This is a genomic window from Marinobacter sp. ES-1 (genome assembly GCF_000475255.1).
In the GTDB taxonomy this organism is placed as follows: Bacteria; Pseudomonadota; Gammaproteobacteria; order Pseudomonadales; family Oleiphilaceae; genus Marinobacter; species Marinobacter vinifirmus.
This window is the reverse complement of record NZ_AXBV01000096.1, coordinates 68,472-84,837: the sequence shown is the minus strand read 5'-3', so window position 1 is coordinate 84,837 and position 16,366 is coordinate 68,472. Positions and strand designations below refer to the sequence as shown.

Below are 16,366 nucleotides of genomic sequence, written 5' to 3'. Positions count from 1 at the left end.
TATTCCATCACCAAATGAGGAATGCGAATGAAAATCGTACGAGTGCAAGACATCATCGGTACCGAGCGCGAAGTCAGCGCCCAGCAATGGACCAGCCGCCGCCTGCTGCTAAAAAAGGACGGTATGGGTTTCTCTTTCCACGAAACCATCATCCCGGCCGGCACCGAGCACACCTTCTGGTACAAGCACCACCTGGAAGCGGTTTACTGCGTAGCCGGTAACGGCCGCATCAAGGACCTTGCCACCGGTGAAGTGCACGAAATTACCGACGGCACCCTGTACGCCCTCGACAAGCACGACCGTCACACCCTGTACGGTGGTACCGAAGACATGCGCCTGATCTGCGCCTTCAACCCGCCGGTTACCGGCCAGGAAGTGCACGACGAAGACGGCGCCTATCTGCCGGACACCAGCGAAGACTGATTCGCACCATCGTGGCAAGCAACTCCGCCGCGACCACACCGCCACCGCCAGCCAGGCTGCTGCCGGTGGCGGTGCTGCTTTGGCTGGCCGGTGTTTACCTCCGGGTACCTATACTGGTCGCCCCGCCCCTCGCGCCATTTATTGCTGACGAACTGGCCCTGAGCCAGGCCCTCACCGGTGCCCTGACCACCCTGCCCATCCTGATGCTCGCCATCGGCGCCATGCCCGGCTCCCTGTCGATCTCCCGCATCGGCCCCCGAAACACCCTGGCCATAGCCATGGTTATTATGGTGATCGGTTCCGCAGGCCGGGGCCTGGTGCCCGACACCTTCACCCTGATGCTCGCCAGCGCCGTGATGGGGCTGGGCGTTGCCATGATGCAACCGGCACTGCCAGCGCTGTTACCGCGCTGGCTGGAACCCCACCACATCGCCATGGGCTCTGCCATCTACATGAACGGCATGCTGATGGGTGAATTCATAGGCGCCGGCATCACCCTGCCGGTACTCATGCCGCTATTGGACAACAGCTGGCGTGCCACCCTGCTGGTCTGGTCGCTACCGGCCCTGCTGGTGGCCGCCGCCCTGTTCCTGCCCAAACGGGACATGGCCCGCCCGGTACGCCGCGCCGCCTGGCTGCCAGACTGGAAAAACCCGCTTACCCTGCGCATTGGCCTGCTACTGGGCCTGTCCGGCTCCATGTTCTTCGGCCTCAATGCCTACATGGGCAACCTGCTGGAGCAGCAGGGCAAAATCAGCATGCTCTCCGAAGCCCTGTTCTGGTACAACGTTGCCCAGGTCTTCGCCTCCCTGGTGGTGCTCAAAATGGCCCGCCGCTGGGTAGGCAGCCGCACCACCATCGTCATAACCGCGGCCCTCAGCATCCTCGGCACCACCGGCACCGTGTTCCTGGAAGGCTGGTGGTTCATCGCCAGTGCCACCGTCATGAGCTTCGTCGCCGGCATCCTCCTGATCCTGCTCGTCGCCCTGCCACCGCTCCTGGTCAGCTCCGCCGAAACCGGCCGCCTCTCCGCAGGCACCTTCCTGGTGGGCTACACCATGGGCTTCTGCGTGCCCATGCTCGGCGGCCTCATCGCCGACACCACCGGCGACCCCAGACACGCCATCATCACCATGATCGCCTACAGCGTGCTGGTCCTGCCCCTGGCCTTCACCCTGGACCTGGAACGAAAAAAGGACCAGCCCGAAAGCTGATCCTTTGTTTCCTTCCAATATCCAACAGCCGTGCCGGCTCCCCGCAAAGAGCTAGCAAGCCGTGGGGCGGGGGTGAGCTTTCCGCCGGAAAAAAGATGTCTGAGCGAAGCGAGTTGTTTTTTCCAGAGGAAATCTCACCCCCGCCCTGCGGCTGGACTCCGAAATAAAGCGGAGCCAGACTCCGAACTTAGATGTAGTAGTCCTTCAACGGAGGAAACCCGTTAAACTCGATGGCACTGTAAGTGGTGGTATAAGCCCCGGTAGACAGCCAGTACATCCGGTCCCCAATCGCCAGGTTCAAAGGCAACGGATACTTATGGTGCTCATACATAATGTCGGCACTGTCACACGTCGGCCCGGCAATCACACAGTCCTCGCCCTCGCCGGTCTTCTCGGTCCAGATCGGAAACTTGATCGACTCATCCAGTGTCTCGATCAGGCCTGAAAACTTGCCCACATCGGTAAACACCCATCGGTGCAGCGCCGTGCGGGACTTGCGTGAAATCAGCACCACCTCACTCACCAGCACACCGGCATTGGAAATCAGCGAACGACCGGGCTCGATAATGATCTCCGGCAGCTCCTCACCGAAATCCTCCTGCAGGAAACGCAGGATCTCCCGGGCATAGACACTCAACTCATTGGTGCGAGTCAGGTAATTGGCCGGGAAACCACCGCCCATGTTGATCATCTTCAGCTCAATGCCGTCTTCTTCCTTAAGGCGCTCGAAAATCACCTTCACCTTGTTCAGGGCAGCGTCCCAGGCACCGATTTCGCGCTGCTGGGAACCGACATGGAACGACACGCCGTAAGGCACCAGGCCCAGATCCCGGGCCAGGATCAGCAGGTCCATGGCCATATCGGTCTGGCAGCCGAACTTGCGGGACAGCGGCCAGTCGGCGGTCAGGGTACCTTCCGTCAGAATCCGCACATACACCTTCGAACCCGGTGCCGCCTTGGCAATGTTGCGCAGGTCGGCCTCGGAGTCGGTGGCGTACAGGCGCACACCCTTCTCGTAGAAGGTACGAATGTCCTTCGCCTTCTTGATGGTGTTGCCGTAACTGATGCGGTCGCCGGTGACACCCAGCCCCATGACCTTGTCCAGCTCATACACCGACGCGATATCGAAATTGGCACCCTTGTCCCGCAGCATGGTCAGAATCTGTGGGGCCGGGTTGGCCTTCACCGCATAGTAGACGCTTGCGTAGGGGAAACCGTCGATCAGCTCATCGTACTGGCGTTCGATGGTCTGGGTGTCGATCACCACAAACGGGGTTTCCTTGCCATCGGCAAAGTCCTTGATCCGCTTGAACGTCTCGGCGCTGTAGTAATCGGCGATATCGGCGTTGGGGGTCTGGTTCATGGGTGGTGTGTCCCTCCACAGGGTAAACGGGCATAAAAAAAGGGTAGCACAGTCTCGCCGTGCTACCCGTGAATGGCGCGATCATCAGGCTTTTTTCTGATCACCACAAATGCGCATATGTACCCATAAATCCGGCAACGGGAACCGGACGTCCTGCACAGAATTTTTGCTTACACCGCCACCGGCCAGAGCGGGGTCGGTTCGGTCGGGCCATCCGGGTCCTGGGGGCAACTCTGGCGCTGCAGGTAATCCAGGATTGCGTCTTTCAGGTCACTGCCCTGGCCCAGGCCCTGATTGCCGAACAGGCGGTTGAATTCCAGTACATAGGGGTAGCCATCGACCAGCGCGATATCAAAGCCTGCGTGGTCTACTTCCAACTCCCGGGCCAGGCGCAGGGCCAGCTCGATAGCCGCCGCAGGCACGTCACCGGTGACAATCTGCCCACCCCTGGCCACATTGTTATAGAAGCCCTGTTCGGCCTGGGTGCGCCAGTAGGCGGTGACGACCTGGTCGCCCACGATCACCACCCGCACATCCCGGTCGATCGGCAGGTACTCCTGCACATAGAGCACATCGCTGCGTTCACAATACGTCAGCCAGTCTGCCCGGGACTCGATCAGCCACACGCCTTCACCCATGCTCGCCTTGGGCAACTTGGCCACAAAGGGCAGGGCCATGGCATCCCACAGCATCTCCCGCTCCCGGGGGCCATTGGCTTCAATGATGGTCCAGGGCGTGTGTTCGGGGGCCACGGTCTGGAAGGCCCGGGTCATTTCTACTTTGTCGTGGCCGATACGGTAGCTGGCCACACTGGGAAACACCCGGCATTTCAGGCCGTGCACCAGGGCATTGAGCTGCCAGTATTCGGGGAACAACACCCAGTCTGCTTCCTGCAGCAAAGGCTTGTGGCGCAAAAAATGTTCAGGTTTGAGGACAGTGGTGTCCGGAAAGCCGAGAGTACGGAACACGTTGAAGGAAACAAGGTGCATGGTTATCGCCGCACAGGGTGGAGAGTGGCGGCATTTTATACAGCTTCCGGCCACTGGCAAGCGGTATTTTTCCGTTTGCGCACGAATTCCTGTTGCACACCCAGATATTATTGGTAATAATTCGCATTAACGTTTAATGGTCAAGAGGATGCTCCATGAAAACCACCCTGCAAATTGCCGCTGCCGCTGCTGCCCTGCTGTTCGCCGCTCTCGCATTCGCCGATGACGACTACGAGCATTACAAGGGCGAACCTTCGAAAACCCTCGAACAGGCGGTTGCCAATCTCTCCGAGTACAACAACCGGCTGGAAAAAGTACTTGCCGGCGAGCTGACCCCGGAAGCCATGAACGAAGTGCACCAGCTCACCTACACCCTGGAAAATGCCCTGGGCAAGATGGATGACGAGCTGGAAGACATTGCCGAGCGTCTGGAACTGGTCCACAAGGCTTCCGAGCGCGCCGACCCGGATACCGTGAAGCAGGAAGGCGCGGTGTACCTGGAAAAGAGCCGCACCATCGTAAAATAACCGTTACGGTCAGGCTCACCTGGCCGGGCGTTTTTTCGTACCCTGCTGGGCCACGGCAGTGAGCGGGTCTTCCGGCCAGGGATGTTTGGGGTAGCGGCCCCGCAGTTCCTTGCGCACTTCGGGGTAGGCGTTCTGCCAAAAACTGGCGAGATCCGCCGTTACCGCCAGCGGCCGTTGGGCGGGGGACAGCAGGTGAATCACCACCGGCACCCGGCCGCGGGCCACTTTTGGGGTTTCTGTCCAGCCAAACAGCGCCTGCAGCTTGGCCGCCAGCACCGGGCCGTTGTCGGCGCTGTAATCCAGGGTCACGTTCTGGCCCGTAGGAATGGTCAGAGATCGGGGCGCCAGCTCTTCCAGTTGCTGTTGTTGCGGATAATCCAGCAGAGAATTCAGGGCCTGGACGAGGTTGATACTGGCCAGGTCTGACCAGCGCTTCATGCCCGCCATAAAAGGCGCCAGCCAGGTCTCCAGAGTGTCCAGCAAAGCCTGGTCGCTGACCTCCGGCCAGTCACCGGGAAACTGAGCTGCCAGCAATCGCACCCGGGCAACCCACTGACGGGCACCCGGATTCCAGGGCAGGCTGTCCAGCCCCTTGCGGCGCACCGCATCCAGCAAACCCTGCTGGATCAGTTCCGGGGCTACCTGTTGCAGGGGCTTTTCCGCCAAGATCAGGGCACCGAGTTTGCGAACCTTCCGGGCCACCACGGTGCCGCGTTTGTCGTCCCAGAACGCTTCTTCCCGCTCTTCAATGTGCCCGGCCAGATCCTGCTCCAGGTCCACCAGGTCTACCGGCGCCGCGAGGTACATCGTTGCTTCCCGGGCCTTGCCGTCCAGGTCGGCGGCCACCAGCCACCCCTGCCGGGCCAGCAGGTCTTCATCTCGCAATACTGCGCCCTTACCGTTGCTGAGCTGGTAACGGGGTGTTGTGCCCGGTCGCCGGCGGGCTATGCGGTCCGGATAGGCCTGGGCCAGCACCCGGCCGACATCGGTTTCTGCCGGTAAATCCTGCACAAACTGGCCCCGACACAGCCGCTTCGCCGCCTGCTGAACCGCTTTCAACCGAGCCGGATCCAGGCCCCGGTGACCACGCTCGCCCCGCAGCACCCGAATCCGTTCATGCAGGTCGGCGCCAGAGCCCGGCCCCAGCAAGTCCCGCTCTTCCAGCAGCGCCGCCAGTTCTGCCGCCAGTTGCTCCAGCCCCAGCGCACGGCCCCTGATCACCATATGGGCCAGCCGCGGATGCAGGCCCAGCTCCCGGGCCGCCTTGCCGTGGTCGGTAATGGCCCCCTCGGCATCCAGCAAATCCAGCCACTGCAATAACTCCACCGCCTGCTGCCAGTGCGCCTTCGGCGGTGCATCAATCCAGGCCACCTGCTCCGGCGACCGGGCACCCCACTGGGCCAGCTCCAGCACCAGCGGTGCCAGATCCGCCTGCTGGATCTCCGGCGGCGTGTAATCCGCCAGCCCGAACTGCTCGGATTCGCTCCACAACCGGTAACATACCCCCGGCTCAACCCGCCCGGCCCGGCCTTTACGCTGCTCGGCAGAAGCCTTCGACACCCGGCCGGTGACCAGCCGCGTCATCCCGCTGTTCGGATCAAACACCGCCCGACGCTGCTGGCCGGCATCAATCACCACCCGCACGCCCTCAATGGTCAGACTGGTCTCGGCAATGGCCGTGGCCAGCACAATCTTGCGGGTTCCCTCTGGCGCCGGAGAAATCGCCCGGTCCTGCTCCTCGGATTTCAAATTGCCATACAGCGGCGCCAGCACCACGTTATCCGGCAACGGCCCCGCCAGCTGCTGCGCCACTCGCCGGATCTCGCCAGCGCCGGGCAGGAACACCAGCAGGGAACCGGTCTGCTCCCGAAGCGCCTCCTGGACCACCGCCACCACCTGGTCCACAACCCGGCCATTGCGGGGCAAAGGCCGGTACAACACCTCCACCGGAAACGCCCGGCCCTCCGAAGTAATCACCGGCACATCCCCCAGCACCCGGGCAATGGGCGCAGTGTCCAGCGTGGCCGACATCACCAGCAACCGAAGATCCTCCCGCAACGCCTGCTGGCTCTCCCGCACCAGAGCCAGGCCCAGATCAGCCTGTAACGACCGCTCGTGAAACTCATCAAACAACACCGCCGCATAGTCTTCCAGCATCGGGTCGTTCTGAATCAGGCGCGTGAGAATGCCTTCGGTAACCACCTCAATCTGCGTGGCCCCGGATACCTTGGTATCCAGCCGGGTCCGATACCCCACCGTCTGCCCCGGCGCTTCCCCCAACTGCTTCGCCATATACCGAGCCGCCGACCGGGCCGCCAGCCGCCTCGGCTCCAACATCAGGATCTTCCGGTTCTCCCTCCAGGGGGCATCCAACAGAGCCAGCGGCACCCTCGTCGTTTTACCCGCGCCCGGTGGGGCCTGCAGCAGGGCTGTGGTTCCCTCGTTCAGGGTTTGTTTTAGCTCTGGGAGTATGTGTTCTATCGGGGGCATGTTTTGGGTTGGGTTTAGCCTGTTTGTTTCGGGGGTGGCGCGGGGGGTGTTTTAATTTTTTGGCCGAAAAAGAACTCGCTGCGCTCAGACACCTTTATTCGACCAAAAAATTAAAACACCCCCCACACCTTGCGTAACTTTTAGGGTATCTCAAGAGGTTACCATGGTCTGTCTGAGGTTAAGCTGTTTGACCTTTTAACCAGTCAGGTCAGGTTCGCCTGCTATTAGTCAAACACCCTTGGAAACAAACCAGTATCAATCTCAAAGTGCTACCGAAAACCATCAGCTCTGAGCTTTTCAACCAAACAGTTTTTCAAACCAGCGGAACCGCCGTTGTCAGCTAGAGCGGGGTGGTGGGGTATTTTTTTCCGCCGGAAATGAATGTCTGAGCGCAGCGAGTTTCATTTCCAAGGCAAAAAATACCCCACCACCCCGATCAATCCCCCGCAACCAACAGTCTGGGAGCCCAAACCCGCTCCAAACTCAATGGCGGGAATGCCACACCTCAGGCCGGGGCACAAAGAACGCGAACACGAGGCCAAACACCAGAGCCGCGACACCGATACCAAAAGCAGACACCAGGGTACCGCCGGAGTCGAGCCACTGCTTGGTGAGCCACGGCCCCACCATCTGGGTGAAGCCGTAGAGGGCTACCATGGCTGCGGACAAGCGCGGGCCCTGGTGGGGATGGAGAGCGCGGCCGATGCGTTGGGTGAGGAGAACAGTGCCCAGGAAGGTGCCTCCGACCAGGACCGCGCACAGCACCAAACCGATGGCCCCGGGCCAGAGCACGGCAGCCAGGACACCGGCCAACTGTATGATGAAATTCAACCGCAGCGCCGGCAGGTCGCCCATGATGGCTCCGAGTTTGTTCCAGAGCCAGGGCGCGGGGATGGTGAACAGGGCGACCAGCATCCAGGTGCCATCCTGCAGGAAGTGGCCATCCGGCAATTCGATTTTCGCCAGAAGCGGCAGGAAGGTCATGGGCAGGATGTAGCCCAGGCCGGCACCGGCGTATGAGAGAAACAGCGGGATGCTGGCGCGGTCGATCAGGGGGGTGTTGGTGATGGCCTGGCCGGAATCATCGTGTTCCCGCACCGGCACATCCAGCTTGCGCAGCTGCATGACACCCCACCAGGCCAGCGGGATGGACACCAGTGCCGCCGGCCACCATCGCTGGGCACCTTCGAGGAAATCCGCCGTGCCGGATACCAGGCCGCTGGATACCAACAGACCGGCACCCACGCCAATGTACACGAGGCCACTCATGGTGGCGCGGTTGCGCAGGACCAGCCATTCCAGGATCAGCGCCGGAGCCTGTACAAACACCACGCCGTTAGCCACGCCATTGAGCCAGCGGGTGGTCGAGATGACCGTGAGGTTGTCGGTCTGGGTCATGATCAGGGTGGTGAGTACATGCACGGCCAGGAACAGTGGCAGCATGAAGCGAATCTGGTCGATGCGATGCCAGCGGATGGCCAGCATGGCGCCCATCAGGTAGCCCAGATAGTTCCAGGTGGCGACCGCGGCGCCGTCCGGGGCGCTGAACTGGTTGTCGGCCACCAGGTAGGGCAGCAGCGGCGTGTAGATAAACCGGCCAAGGGTGTGCACCACCAGCAGCACCAGGCTGCCGGCCAGCAGTACCGTGAACAGCTGTTTCGGAGTGGCAGTTGGGGAAGATGTCATGAGCGCGGCCCGGTTTCTGGTGGCTGGGTATCAGAGCCGGGCAGTGTAAGGGAGGCGCAGGGTTTTGTCAGTGGGACCTTGGCCCAACCCCTCAGGCTCCCGAAGCCCGGGGGTCGTTTGCCTTCGCCCACTGGTAGATCCGCTCATAGGCCTGCACCAGTTCTTCCGGCTTATGGGGAGGCTGGATCAGCGCCTGCAGTTTTCCCTGCGGGTTCAGCAAGGCGAAGTGGCCGCTGTGGTCTACCAGCAACTGGCCATCAACCTCCCGGTGCACAAACACGGCGCTGACACTTTTGGCCACGGCTCGCAGGGTATCCAGGTCGCCGGTCAGGCCATGGAAGTTTTCACCGAAGAAGCCGGTATAGGCTTTGAGTTTTTCTGGTGTGTCGTGTTCCGGGTCCGCCGTCACCAGCAGGTAATCCGGCCGGGGCAGTTCCGCCGGCAGCAGGCTGTTGGTCCGGCGCAGGTTTGCCATGGCCGCGGGGCAGATGTCCGGGCAATTGGTATAGCCCACAAACACAAAGGTCCAGCGGCCTTTCAGGCTGTCCCGGGTCACGGGTTCACCCTGCTCATTGGTGAGGGTGAACTCGGCAAGTTCACGGGGCTGGTCGTACACGTAGGTGTTGTACTGGCTCAGATCCGGTGCCGGCGCGGGTTCGCTGCTGCTGAGGAACACCTGCCGGCCGACGGTCAGTCCAAAGATCAGCACAACAAGTAGTAACAGTACAAACAGCGTAATGCGTAACGACCGCCCCATGGGGCCTCCAACTCAGGTTAGTGCAACCGCCTCTGTTCAGAAAAAGGCGAAGTGATCCACCAGTAACACCACGAACAGCGCCATCAGGTAGGTGATGGAGTATTTGAAGGTGTTCAGGGCTACCCGGCGATCATCCCCTTTCAGCAGGCGGATGGCATATTGCAGGAACCTCAAGCCTAGCGCCAGGGCACCGATCAGGTAAATACCGCCAGACATGCCTGTGACAAAAGGTAGCAGGCTCACCGCCAGCAGCATCAGGGTGTACAGCAGGATGTGCAGTTCGGTGTACTTGTTGCCGTGGGTAACGGGCAACATGGGAATACCGGCCTTGGCGTATTCTTCCTTGCGGTGGATGGCCAGGGCCCAGAAGTGGGGCGGGGTCCAGGCAAAGATGATCAGCACCAGCAGCAGCGCATGGCCTTCCACCTGCCCGGTGACCGCGGTCCAGCCCAGCAGCGGTGGCATGGCACCGGCCAGGCCGCCAATGGTGATGTTCTGGGGCGTGGCCCGTTTCAGGAACAATGTGTATACGCCGGCATAGCCCACCAGTGATGCCAGGGTCAGCCAGGCGGTCAGTTCGTTCACCTGCCAGATCAGGACAATCATGCCGGCGGCCGCCAGCATCACCGCAAACAGGATGGCATCGAAGGGTGCTATCCGCCCGGTGGCTACAGGACGCTTGCGGGTGCGGGCCATGACGGTGTCGATCTTCTGGTCCACCACGTGGTTCACCACGGCCGCCGCCCCTGCCAGCAAGGCAATGCCCAGGTTACCGAACAGCAGGATGTCCCAGCCCGGCACCCCCGGCGCCGCCAGCAACATACCGATCACCGAGGTCAGGATCATCAGGGCCACCACCCGGGGCTTGGTCAGCTCCAGGTAGTCGCGCCAGGAAATCCGGCCCGATACTGACTTTGCACTGTGCTGGGCCGGCAGCGCCTTTGCTTGCTCGCTCATGCCGTAACCTCCCGGTTTATGGTTGTTGTGTGGGATTCTGTTGATGCAGCCCTGGATGTTTGCGGCTGCGGAAGCTGGTGATGGCGCCAGATCAAGTGGATAACGGACAACAGCAGGCCCGCCCCCATGGCGTTGTGGGCGACCGCAATGGCCAGTGGTATGTGCAGCCAGACGTTGGCCAGGCCAAGGCTGATCTGTAACACCAGTGCCCCGGCCACCAGCAAGACGCTGTTTTCCAGCCGGCTTTCACCCCGCTGCTGCCATAGCCTGAGCAGCAGGAGGCCCAGATACACCAGCACTATCAGCGCACCTAACCGGTGAGTGACGTGAATGGCCACCCGGCCGTCGGCTGTCAGCTGGCCGCCCAGATAATTCGGGCCTACATGCTGGGCAATATCGAAGCCATGGCGGAAATCCATCCCTTCCGGCCACCACTGGCCCTGACAGGTGGGCAGGTCGGTGCAGGCGACAGCGGCATAGTTGGCCGCCGTCCAGGCTCCCAGGGCAATCTGCAGCACCACCAGTAGCAGGCCGCCATAGAGCCACGGACGAAGCCGGGCAAGGGACAATGAAGCAGTAGCAACTGCCGGCGGCTCACCCCGGGCCCGTTTGCGCAGGCGCAGGGTCAGCAACAACAGCATGCTGAGGGTCGTGAAGCCTCCGAGCAGGTGCAGGGCCACCACCTGGGGCCAGAGCTTCAGGGTAACGGTCCACATACCGAAAGCGCCCTGCAGCACGATAAAACCGGCAATAAACAGGGGCAGCCGCAACGGCAACTGCTCCCTCCGGTGCCGGATGGCGGCAATCGCCAGGCCGAACACCACCAGCCCCAGGGTACCGGCGGCATAGCGATGGATCATCTCCGGCCAGCCCTTGGACACATCCACCGGAGTTTCCGGGAAACGGGCATTGGCAATGGCAATGCTGGTTTCACTCTGGGGTACGGTCAGAAAGCCATAGCAGCCAGGCCAGTCCGGGCAACCAAGCCCGGCGTCCACCAGCCGGGTCCAGGCGCCCAGCATGATTACCACCACCGCCAGGCCGCAGGCAAAAGCGGACCAGCGGGCCATGGGTTTGGCAACGGATGGCTTTTTCGCCTCAGGCAAAGACAGCTCGGGGTTCAATTCCGGTTTCACGGCCCTGACCTCCCGATCAGCCAATCTGGGACAGCTTCAACAGGTGTTTAAGGTCTTTGAGCATCTGTTTGCCGGTGTGCTCGGTTCCGTAATGCATCATTACGTTACCAAACGGATCGACCAGCAGAATCCGGGGCTCGTTGGCGGGGTTCACGCCTGCAGGCCAGGCCGGTGTTGCTCCGGGAGCAACCCGAAGCCGCTCCATCAGGCTGTATTCCTCGCTCCAGCGGGCTTCCAGTGCTGCCGGGGTGCTAGCAAGGTACGCCGCACGGCCAACCCTCGGGGCATTCTTGCCCAAGGCAATGTTCACCTGCCGGGCCAGGTACAGTAACTGTTCGCAATCCTTCTGGCAGCTGCCGGCGGTAACCAGCATCAGCCACTTGGCCTCCGGCTGGTCTACCCCAAACCGGTCGGCCAGGGCTACGCCACTTCCGGTTTCCAGATTCAGTGCCTGTACCGGCACCACGGGCTGCAGCAACTGGCCCTGGTTGGAATGGCCGGCGGGGTTCAGCCAGCCGGTATAAAACATGATAGTGGCCAGCACCATGGGACCAAAGCCCACTGCAAACAGCAACAGTGCGGTACGCCGGCCACGGCGGGTCTGTTCGGGGGTGGGCTCAACACCGGGAGTCACGTTATCAGCCGTTGTCGTTGTCATTATCGGCTCCTGTCTTTCGGTTCTTTCGAGGTCTCGCTGTTCTTTTTATAACTCGCTACTTTTTAACTCGCTACTTTATAACTCGCCACTACAGTCAATATAGTCAGTGCTACGGCAAGCGCAAACCACTGGGCCGCATATCCGTAGTGGGTCTGCGGGCCCATCACATCCGGCACCCGGTCGGCCCGGTAGGCGCCGGGTTGCTGGCTGTCGGCCAGGGCAACAATCATGGCTGCAGGATCAACGCCCTCCCCGGCCACCAGTTCTGCCGGCAATGCCTGAACCCTTCTTGGCCAGGAACCGGATTCCGGCTCCGTAGCTGCCAGTACGGGTGGCTCCGGGTAATCCGCCAGCCGGCCATTCAGGGTGTACAGATCCTCCGGCGTGGTCACCGCTGGTAACTGGTCCCGCGTGCGCGGCGCCTGTATCCAGCCCCGGTTCACCACCACCGACGGGCCTTCAAGGGGGTGGAACAGCGTCAACACTTCGTAGCCGGGCATGCCGTCCCGGGTACGGTTATCCAATAGCCAGGTCTGTCCACCATAAAAGCCGGTGAGTGACACCGGTTGCCCGGGTTTCAGCGCACCGGCGGACTGTTCTGCCCAGGCCTGGCTGGCCGACTCTGCCTGCCAGGTTTCCAGCAGCGCGGTTTTCTCCGCGGCGCGATTCAGTTGCCACACGCCAAGACTGATCAGCAGGGGCAGAAACAACCCGGAAAACACCAGTAATCGCCAGTCAAACTGCCAGTGGCGAGCCATCAAACAGGTCTACCCATGCTCTGCTATAGTGAGTGAAAGCTAAAAATAACGGGAATTCCCATGCTCAAGATTGCCATCGTTGTGTTGCTCGTTGCGGTTATGGCCAGCCTGTTCAGCGGTCTGTTTTTCCTGATCCACGACGGCGGCAAAACCCGGCGCGTGGTGAATTCCCTCGCAGTCCGGGTTGCCCTGAGCGTGCTCTTGCTGGCGCTGATCCTGGCCGCTCTCTGGTCCGGGAACCTGACCCTGAACCCCACGCCATAACCGCTCCGTCAGATTACATACACAAAGACAAACAGCCCCAGCCACACCACATCCACAAAGTGCCAGTACCAGGCGGCCGCCTCGAACCCGAAGTGGTTGTCTTCCGTAAAGTGCCCCTTGATGATCCGCACCAGCATGATGAACAGCATCAGGGTACCCAGCATTACGTGGGCACCGTGGAAACCGGTGAGCATAAAGAAGGTGCTGCCGTAGATACCGGATTGCAGGGTCAGGTCCAGGTCGCCATAGGCGTGGGCATATTCATAGCCCTGCACAAACATGAACACCACCGCCAGGGCAATGGTGGCGGCCAGCCACAGCTTTACCTTGGCCCGGTTACCGGCTTTCAGGGCGTGGTGGGCGATGGTGACGGTGAACGATGAGGTCACCAGCAAAATGGTGTTGATCAGCGGCAGGCCCCAGGGGCCGATCACTTCTTTCGGGCCCTGATAAACCTGGGGGTCCGGGTTGTTGATCAGCGGCCAGCTGGCCTGAAACCCTTCCCAAAGCATGTTGGTGCTGCCCTTGTCGCCTTCACCGCCAATCCAGGGCACCACAAACACCCTTACGTAGAACAGCGCCCCGAAGAAGGCGGCAAAGAACATGACTTCCGAGAAGATAAACCAGCTCATGCCCCAGCGGAACGAGCGGTCCATCTGGTCGCTGTACAGGCCGGCCCGGCTTTCGCGGATTACGCTGCCAAACCAGCCAAACAGCATGTAGGCCATGATCAGCGCGCCAATCCAGAACATGAACCAGGAGCCGCCGGTGCTCTCGCCCTGATTGCCGTTCACCATGATCGACGCGGCGCCATACAGGGTTACACCCAGGCCCACGGTGGCAACGATGGGCCATTTGCTCTGTTCGGGAACGTAGTAGGTCTGGTGATCCGCCATAGCTGTCTCCGATGGCTTAGCCGTTATTGTTGGTTGTTGTTGCGCCTGCCCTGGCCGAACCGGATACCCTTGCTTCTGGGTCCTGGTCGTAGAGGGTGTAAGACAGGGTCAGCTTGGTAATATGTTCCGGCAGTTCCGGGTCGACAATGAACACCAGGGGCATTTCCACGCTTTCCCCGGCGTCCAGGGGCTGCTGGTTGAAGCAGAAACACTCGGTCTTGTGAAAATACAGGGTGCCTTCGGAGGGCGACAGGCTGGGTACCGCCTGCCCCACCATGGCATGGTCGGTGGGGTTGGCGGCATAGAAGTTCACCGTGACCGCCTCACCCGGATGCACCTTCACACTCCGCTGTACCGGCCGGAACTCCCAGCTCATACCCGGGCCGTTGCTGGCCAGGAACTGCACGGTGACCGTGCGGTTCTCGTCCACCTGGTTCGACACCCCGGTTTCATAGCGCCCGCCGGTCTTGCCGTTAATGCCGGTGATTTCACAGAACACGTCGTACAGGGGCACCAGGGCAAAGCCAAAGGCAAACATGCCCACCACGCCGGCCATGCACCAGGCGATCACCCGGCTGTTACTGCGCTTGCCCTGTTGTGGTTGCTGTTCGGCCATGGTGACCTCCCGGTTATTTCACTTCCGGCGGTGTAGAGAAAGTGTGATAGGGCGCCGGCGACGGCACCGTCCATTCCAGCCCTTCAGCTCCATCCCACGGCTTGGCCGCGGCCTTTTCACCACCGCGCACGCACTTGACGACAATGAACAGGAACAGCAGCTGGGTAACACCGAACATGAAGGCCCCGATACTGGACACCATGTTGAAGTCCGAGAACTGCAGGGCGTAGTCCGGAATCCGCCGGGGCATGCCTGCCAGCCCCAGGAAGTGCATAGGGAAGAAGGCCAGGTTCATGCCGATAAACGACAGCCAGAAGTGGGTCTTGGCCAGGGTTTCGTCGTACATGTGGCCGGTCCACTTGGGCAGCCAGAAGTAAGCCGAGGCGAAGATACCGAAGATGGCCCCCGGCACCAGTACATAGTGGAAGTGCGCCACCACAAAGTAGGTGTCGTGGTACTGGAAGTCCGCCGGGGCAATGGCCAGCATCAGCCCGGAGAAGCCACCGATGGTGAAGAGGATGATAAAGGCCACGGCAAACAGCATGGGAGCTTCAAAACTCAGGGAACCCCGGAACATGGTGGTTACCCAGTTGAACACCTTCACCCCGGTGGGCACGGCAATCAGCAGGGTGGCATACATAAAGAACAGCTGACCCGCCAGCGGTATGCCCACGGTAAACATGTGGTGCGCCCATACCAGGAAGGAGAGCAGGGCAATGGCGCCCACGGCATACACCATGGAGGCATAGCCGAACAGCGGCTTGCGGGAGAAGGCCGGTACGATATGGGAAATAGCCCCGAACGCCGGCAGGATCATGATGTACACCTCCGGGTGCCCGAAGAACCAGAACACATGCTGGAACAGCACCGGGTCACCACCGCCGGAAGCATCGAAGAAACTGGTGCCGAAGTTGATGTCCATCAGCATCATGGTGACCGCACCGGCCAGCACCGGCATCACGGCAATCAGCAGGAAGGCGGTAATCAGCCAGGTCCAGACAAACAGGGGCATTTTCATCATCTTCATGCCTGGTGCCCGCATGTTCAGGATAGTGGCAATCACGTTGATGGCGCCCATGATGGAAGACACGCCCATAATGTGGATGGCAAAGATGAAGAAAGTGGTACTCGGGGGCCCGTAAGTGGTTGATAGCGGGGCGTAGAAGGTCCAGCCAAAGTTGGGCGCGCCACCCTCCATGAACAGGGTCGACACCAGGATCAGGAAGGCACAGGGCAGCAGCCAGAAACTCCAGTTATTCATCCGTGGCAGCGCCATATCCGGCGCGCCGATCATCAGCGGCAGCATCCAGTTGGCCAGCCCCACAAAGGCCGGCATCACCGCGCCGAACACCATGATCAGGCCATGCATGGTGGTCATCTGGTTGAAGAACTCCGGCTGCACAATCTGCAGGCCGGGCTGGAACAGTTCGGCCCGGATCACCATCGCCATACTGCCGCCCAGCAGGAACATGGCGAAGCTGAAGATCAGGTACATAGACCCGATGTCTTTATGGTTGGTGGTCAGCAGCCAGCGGCTGATGCCTTTGGCCGGGCCGTGGTGATGTTCCTGGCTGTGGGTATCTGCAACCGCACTCATGAAAACCCCCGTTACCGCCGTTTGTTATGGCTGGT

16 protein-coding genes are annotated in these 16,366 nt (G+C 61.0%); 4 read left to right on the top strand and 12 right to left on the bottom strand.

Features of this window, described 5'->3' with window-relative positions:
* Window positions 1–27: 27 nt before the first annotated feature.
* Window positions 28–423: an ectoine synthase gene (locus Q668_RS15100; RefSeq protein ID WP_022990468.1), complete on the top strand. Its 396-nt coding sequence runs from the start codon at window positions 28–30 to the stop codon at window positions 421–423.
* 11 nt (window positions 424–434) lie between these two features.
* Window positions 435–1,637, top strand: a complete 1,203-nt coding sequence (locus Q668_RS15095; protein WP_036220216.1) for a CynX/NimT family MFS transporter — start codon at window positions 435–437, stop codon at window positions 1,635–1,637.
* Window positions 1,638–1,824: 187 nt separating this feature from the next.
* On the opposite strand, the gene Q668_RS15090 is transcribed toward Q668_RS15095, so the two are convergent.
* Entirely contained in the window at window positions 1,825–3,000 is a 1,176-nt protein-coding gene (locus Q668_RS15090; RefSeq protein WP_022990466.1) for a type III PLP-dependent enzyme, read from the bottom strand.
* A 170-nt stretch (window positions 3,001–3,170) separates the two neighbouring features.
* Window positions 3,171–3,989 (bottom strand): ATP-grasp domain-containing protein, encoded by an 819-nt coding sequence (locus Q668_RS15085; protein ID WP_022990465.1) that lies wholly within the window; start codon window positions 3,987–3,989, stop codon window positions 3,171–3,173.
* A 155-nt stretch (window positions 3,990–4,144) separates the two neighbouring features.
* On the opposite strand from Q668_RS15085, the gene Q668_RS15080 reads away from it, so the two are divergent.
* Window positions 4,145–4,516, top strand: a complete 372-nt coding sequence (locus Q668_RS15080) for a DUF6746 family protein (protein ID WP_022990464.1) — start codon at window positions 4,145–4,147, stop codon at window positions 4,514–4,516.
* 15 nt (window positions 4,517–4,531) lie between these two features.
* On the opposite strand, the gene hrpB is transcribed toward Q668_RS15080, so the two are convergent.
* The 7 genes from hrpB to Q668_RS15045 all read right to left on the bottom strand — a co-directional run bounded on the left by hrpB (window position 4,532) and on the right by Q668_RS15045 (window position 12,958).
* Window positions 4,532–7,006 (bottom strand): ATP-dependent helicase HrpB, encoded by a 2,475-nt coding sequence (gene hrpB, locus Q668_RS15075; RefSeq protein WP_036220215.1) that lies wholly within the window; start codon window positions 7,004–7,006, stop codon window positions 4,532–4,534.
* 483 nt (window positions 7,007–7,489) lie between these two features.
* Entirely contained in the window at window positions 7,490–8,692 is a 1,203-nt protein-coding gene (locus Q668_RS15070) for a YbfB/YjiJ family MFS transporter (RefSeq protein WP_022990462.1), read from the bottom strand.
* A 91-nt stretch (window positions 8,693–8,783) separates the two neighbouring features.
* The gene (locus Q668_RS15065; protein WP_022990461.1) at window positions 8,784–9,449 is read right to left on the bottom strand and encodes an SCO family protein; all 666 of its coding nucleotides are present in this window, start codon (window positions 9,447–9,449) and stop codon (window positions 8,784–8,786) included.
* Window positions 9,450–9,485: 36 nt separating this feature from the next.
* Window positions 9,486–10,406, bottom strand: coding sequence for a heme o synthase (gene cyoE / locus Q668_RS15060; RefSeq protein ID WP_022990460.1), 921 nt, complete (start codon window positions 10,404–10,406; stop codon window positions 9,486–9,488).
* Window positions 10,403–11,476, bottom strand: a complete 1,074-nt coding sequence (locus Q668_RS15055) for a COX15/CtaA family protein (protein WP_052009731.1) — start codon at window positions 11,474–11,476, stop codon at window positions 10,403–10,405. The genes cyoE and Q668_RS15055 overlap by 4 nt, the downstream gene beginning before the upstream one ends.
* A gap of 82 nt (window positions 11,477–11,558) precedes the next feature.
* Window positions 11,559–12,200 (bottom strand): hypothetical protein, encoded by a 642-nt coding sequence (locus Q668_RS15050; protein ID WP_022990458.1) that lies wholly within the window; start codon window positions 12,198–12,200, stop codon window positions 11,559–11,561.
* Between the two features lie 62 nt (window positions 12,201–12,262).
* On the bottom strand, window positions 12,263–12,958 hold the full coding sequence (locus tag Q668_RS15045) for an SURF1 family protein (protein ID WP_022990457.1): 696 nt from the start codon (window positions 12,956–12,958) through the stop codon (window positions 12,263–12,265).
* A 60-nt stretch (window positions 12,959–13,018) separates the two neighbouring features.
* Between Q668_RS15045 and Q668_RS15040 the strand changes: the two genes are divergently transcribed.
* A complete protein-coding gene (locus tag Q668_RS15040) occupies window positions 13,019–13,222 on the top strand; it encodes a twin transmembrane helix small protein (protein ID WP_022990456.1) in 204 nt (67 codons plus the stop codon).
* Window positions 13,223–13,230: 8 nt separating this feature from the next.
* Here Q668_RS15040 and Q668_RS15035 read toward each other — a convergent pair whose 3' ends face one another.
* Genes Q668_RS15035 through ctaD form a run of 3 tightly spaced genes read right to left on the bottom strand, consistent with a single transcriptional unit; the run spans window position 13,231 to window position 16,331 of the window.
* Window positions 13,231–14,118, bottom strand: coding sequence for a cytochrome c oxidase subunit 3 (locus Q668_RS15035; protein WP_022990455.1), 888 nt, complete (start codon window positions 14,116–14,118; stop codon window positions 13,231–13,233).
* A 16-nt stretch (window positions 14,119–14,134) separates the two neighbouring features.
* Window positions 14,135–14,734: a cytochrome c oxidase assembly protein gene (locus tag Q668_RS15030; protein WP_022990454.1), complete on the bottom strand. Its 600-nt coding sequence runs from the start codon at window positions 14,732–14,734 to the stop codon at window positions 14,135–14,137.
* Between the two features lie 13 nt (window positions 14,735–14,747).
* Entirely contained in the window at window positions 14,748–16,331 is a 1,584-nt protein-coding gene (gene ctaD / locus Q668_RS15025) for a cytochrome c oxidase subunit I (protein WP_022990453.1), read from the bottom strand.
* Window positions 16,332–16,366 lie beyond the last annotated feature (35 nt).

Bases quoted from the DNA above. Each gene is read 5' to 3' on its own strand.
- Q668_RS15090 (WP_022990466.1), bottom strand. From the start codon at position 3,000: ATGAACCAGACCCCCAACGCCGATATCGCCGATTACTACAGCGCCGAG.
- Q668_RS15040 (WP_022990456.1), top strand. From the start codon at position 13,019: ATGCTCAAGATTGCCATCGTTGTGTTGCTCGTTGCGGTTATGGCCAGC.
- Q668_RS15100 (WP_022990468.1), top strand. From the start codon at position 28: ATGAAAATCGTACGAGTGCAAGACATCATCGGTACCGAGCGCGAAGTC.
- Q668_RS15055 (WP_052009731.1), bottom strand. From the start codon at position 11,476: ATGGCCCGCTGGTCCGCTTTTGCCTGCGGCCTGGCGGTGGTGGTAATC.
- Q668_RS15065 (WP_022990461.1), bottom strand. From the start codon at position 9,449: ATGGGGCGGTCGTTACGCATTACGCTGTTTGTACTGTTACTACTTGTT.
- Q668_RS15030 (WP_022990454.1), bottom strand. From the start codon at position 14,734: ATGGCCGAACAGCAACCACAACAGGGCAAGCGCAGTAACAGCCGGGTG.
- cyoE (WP_022990460.1), bottom strand. From the start codon at position 10,406: ATGAGCGAGCAAGCAAAGGCGCTGCCGGCCCAGCACAGTGCAAAGTCA.
- Q668_RS15045 (WP_022990457.1), bottom strand. From the start codon at position 12,958: ATGGCTCGCCACTGGCAGTTTGACTGGCGATTACTGGTGTTTTCCGGG.
- Q668_RS15050 (WP_022990458.1), bottom strand. From the start codon at position 12,200: ATGACAACGACAACGGCTGATAACGTGACTCCCGGTGTTGAGCCCACC.
- Q668_RS15035 (WP_022990455.1), bottom strand. From the start codon at position 14,118: ATGGCGGATCACCAGACCTACTACGTTCCCGAACAGAGCAAATGGCCC.
- Q668_RS15085 (WP_022990465.1), bottom strand. From the start codon at position 3,989: ATGCACCTTGTTTCCTTCAACGTGTTCCGTACTCTCGGCTTTCCGGAC.
- Q668_RS15070 (WP_022990462.1), bottom strand. From the start codon at position 8,692: ATGACATCTTCCCCAACTGCCACTCCGAAACAGCTGTTCACGGTACTG.
- ctaD (WP_022990453.1), bottom strand. From the start codon at position 16,331: ATGAGTGCGGTTGCAGATACCCACAGCCAGGAACATCACCACGGCCCG.
- Q668_RS15080 (WP_022990464.1), top strand. From the start codon at position 4,145: ATGAAAACCACCCTGCAAATTGCCGCTGCCGCTGCTGCCCTGCTGTTC.
- hrpB (WP_036220215.1), bottom strand. From the start codon at position 7,006: ATGCCCCCGATAGAACACATACTCCCAGAGCTAAAACAAACCCTGAAC.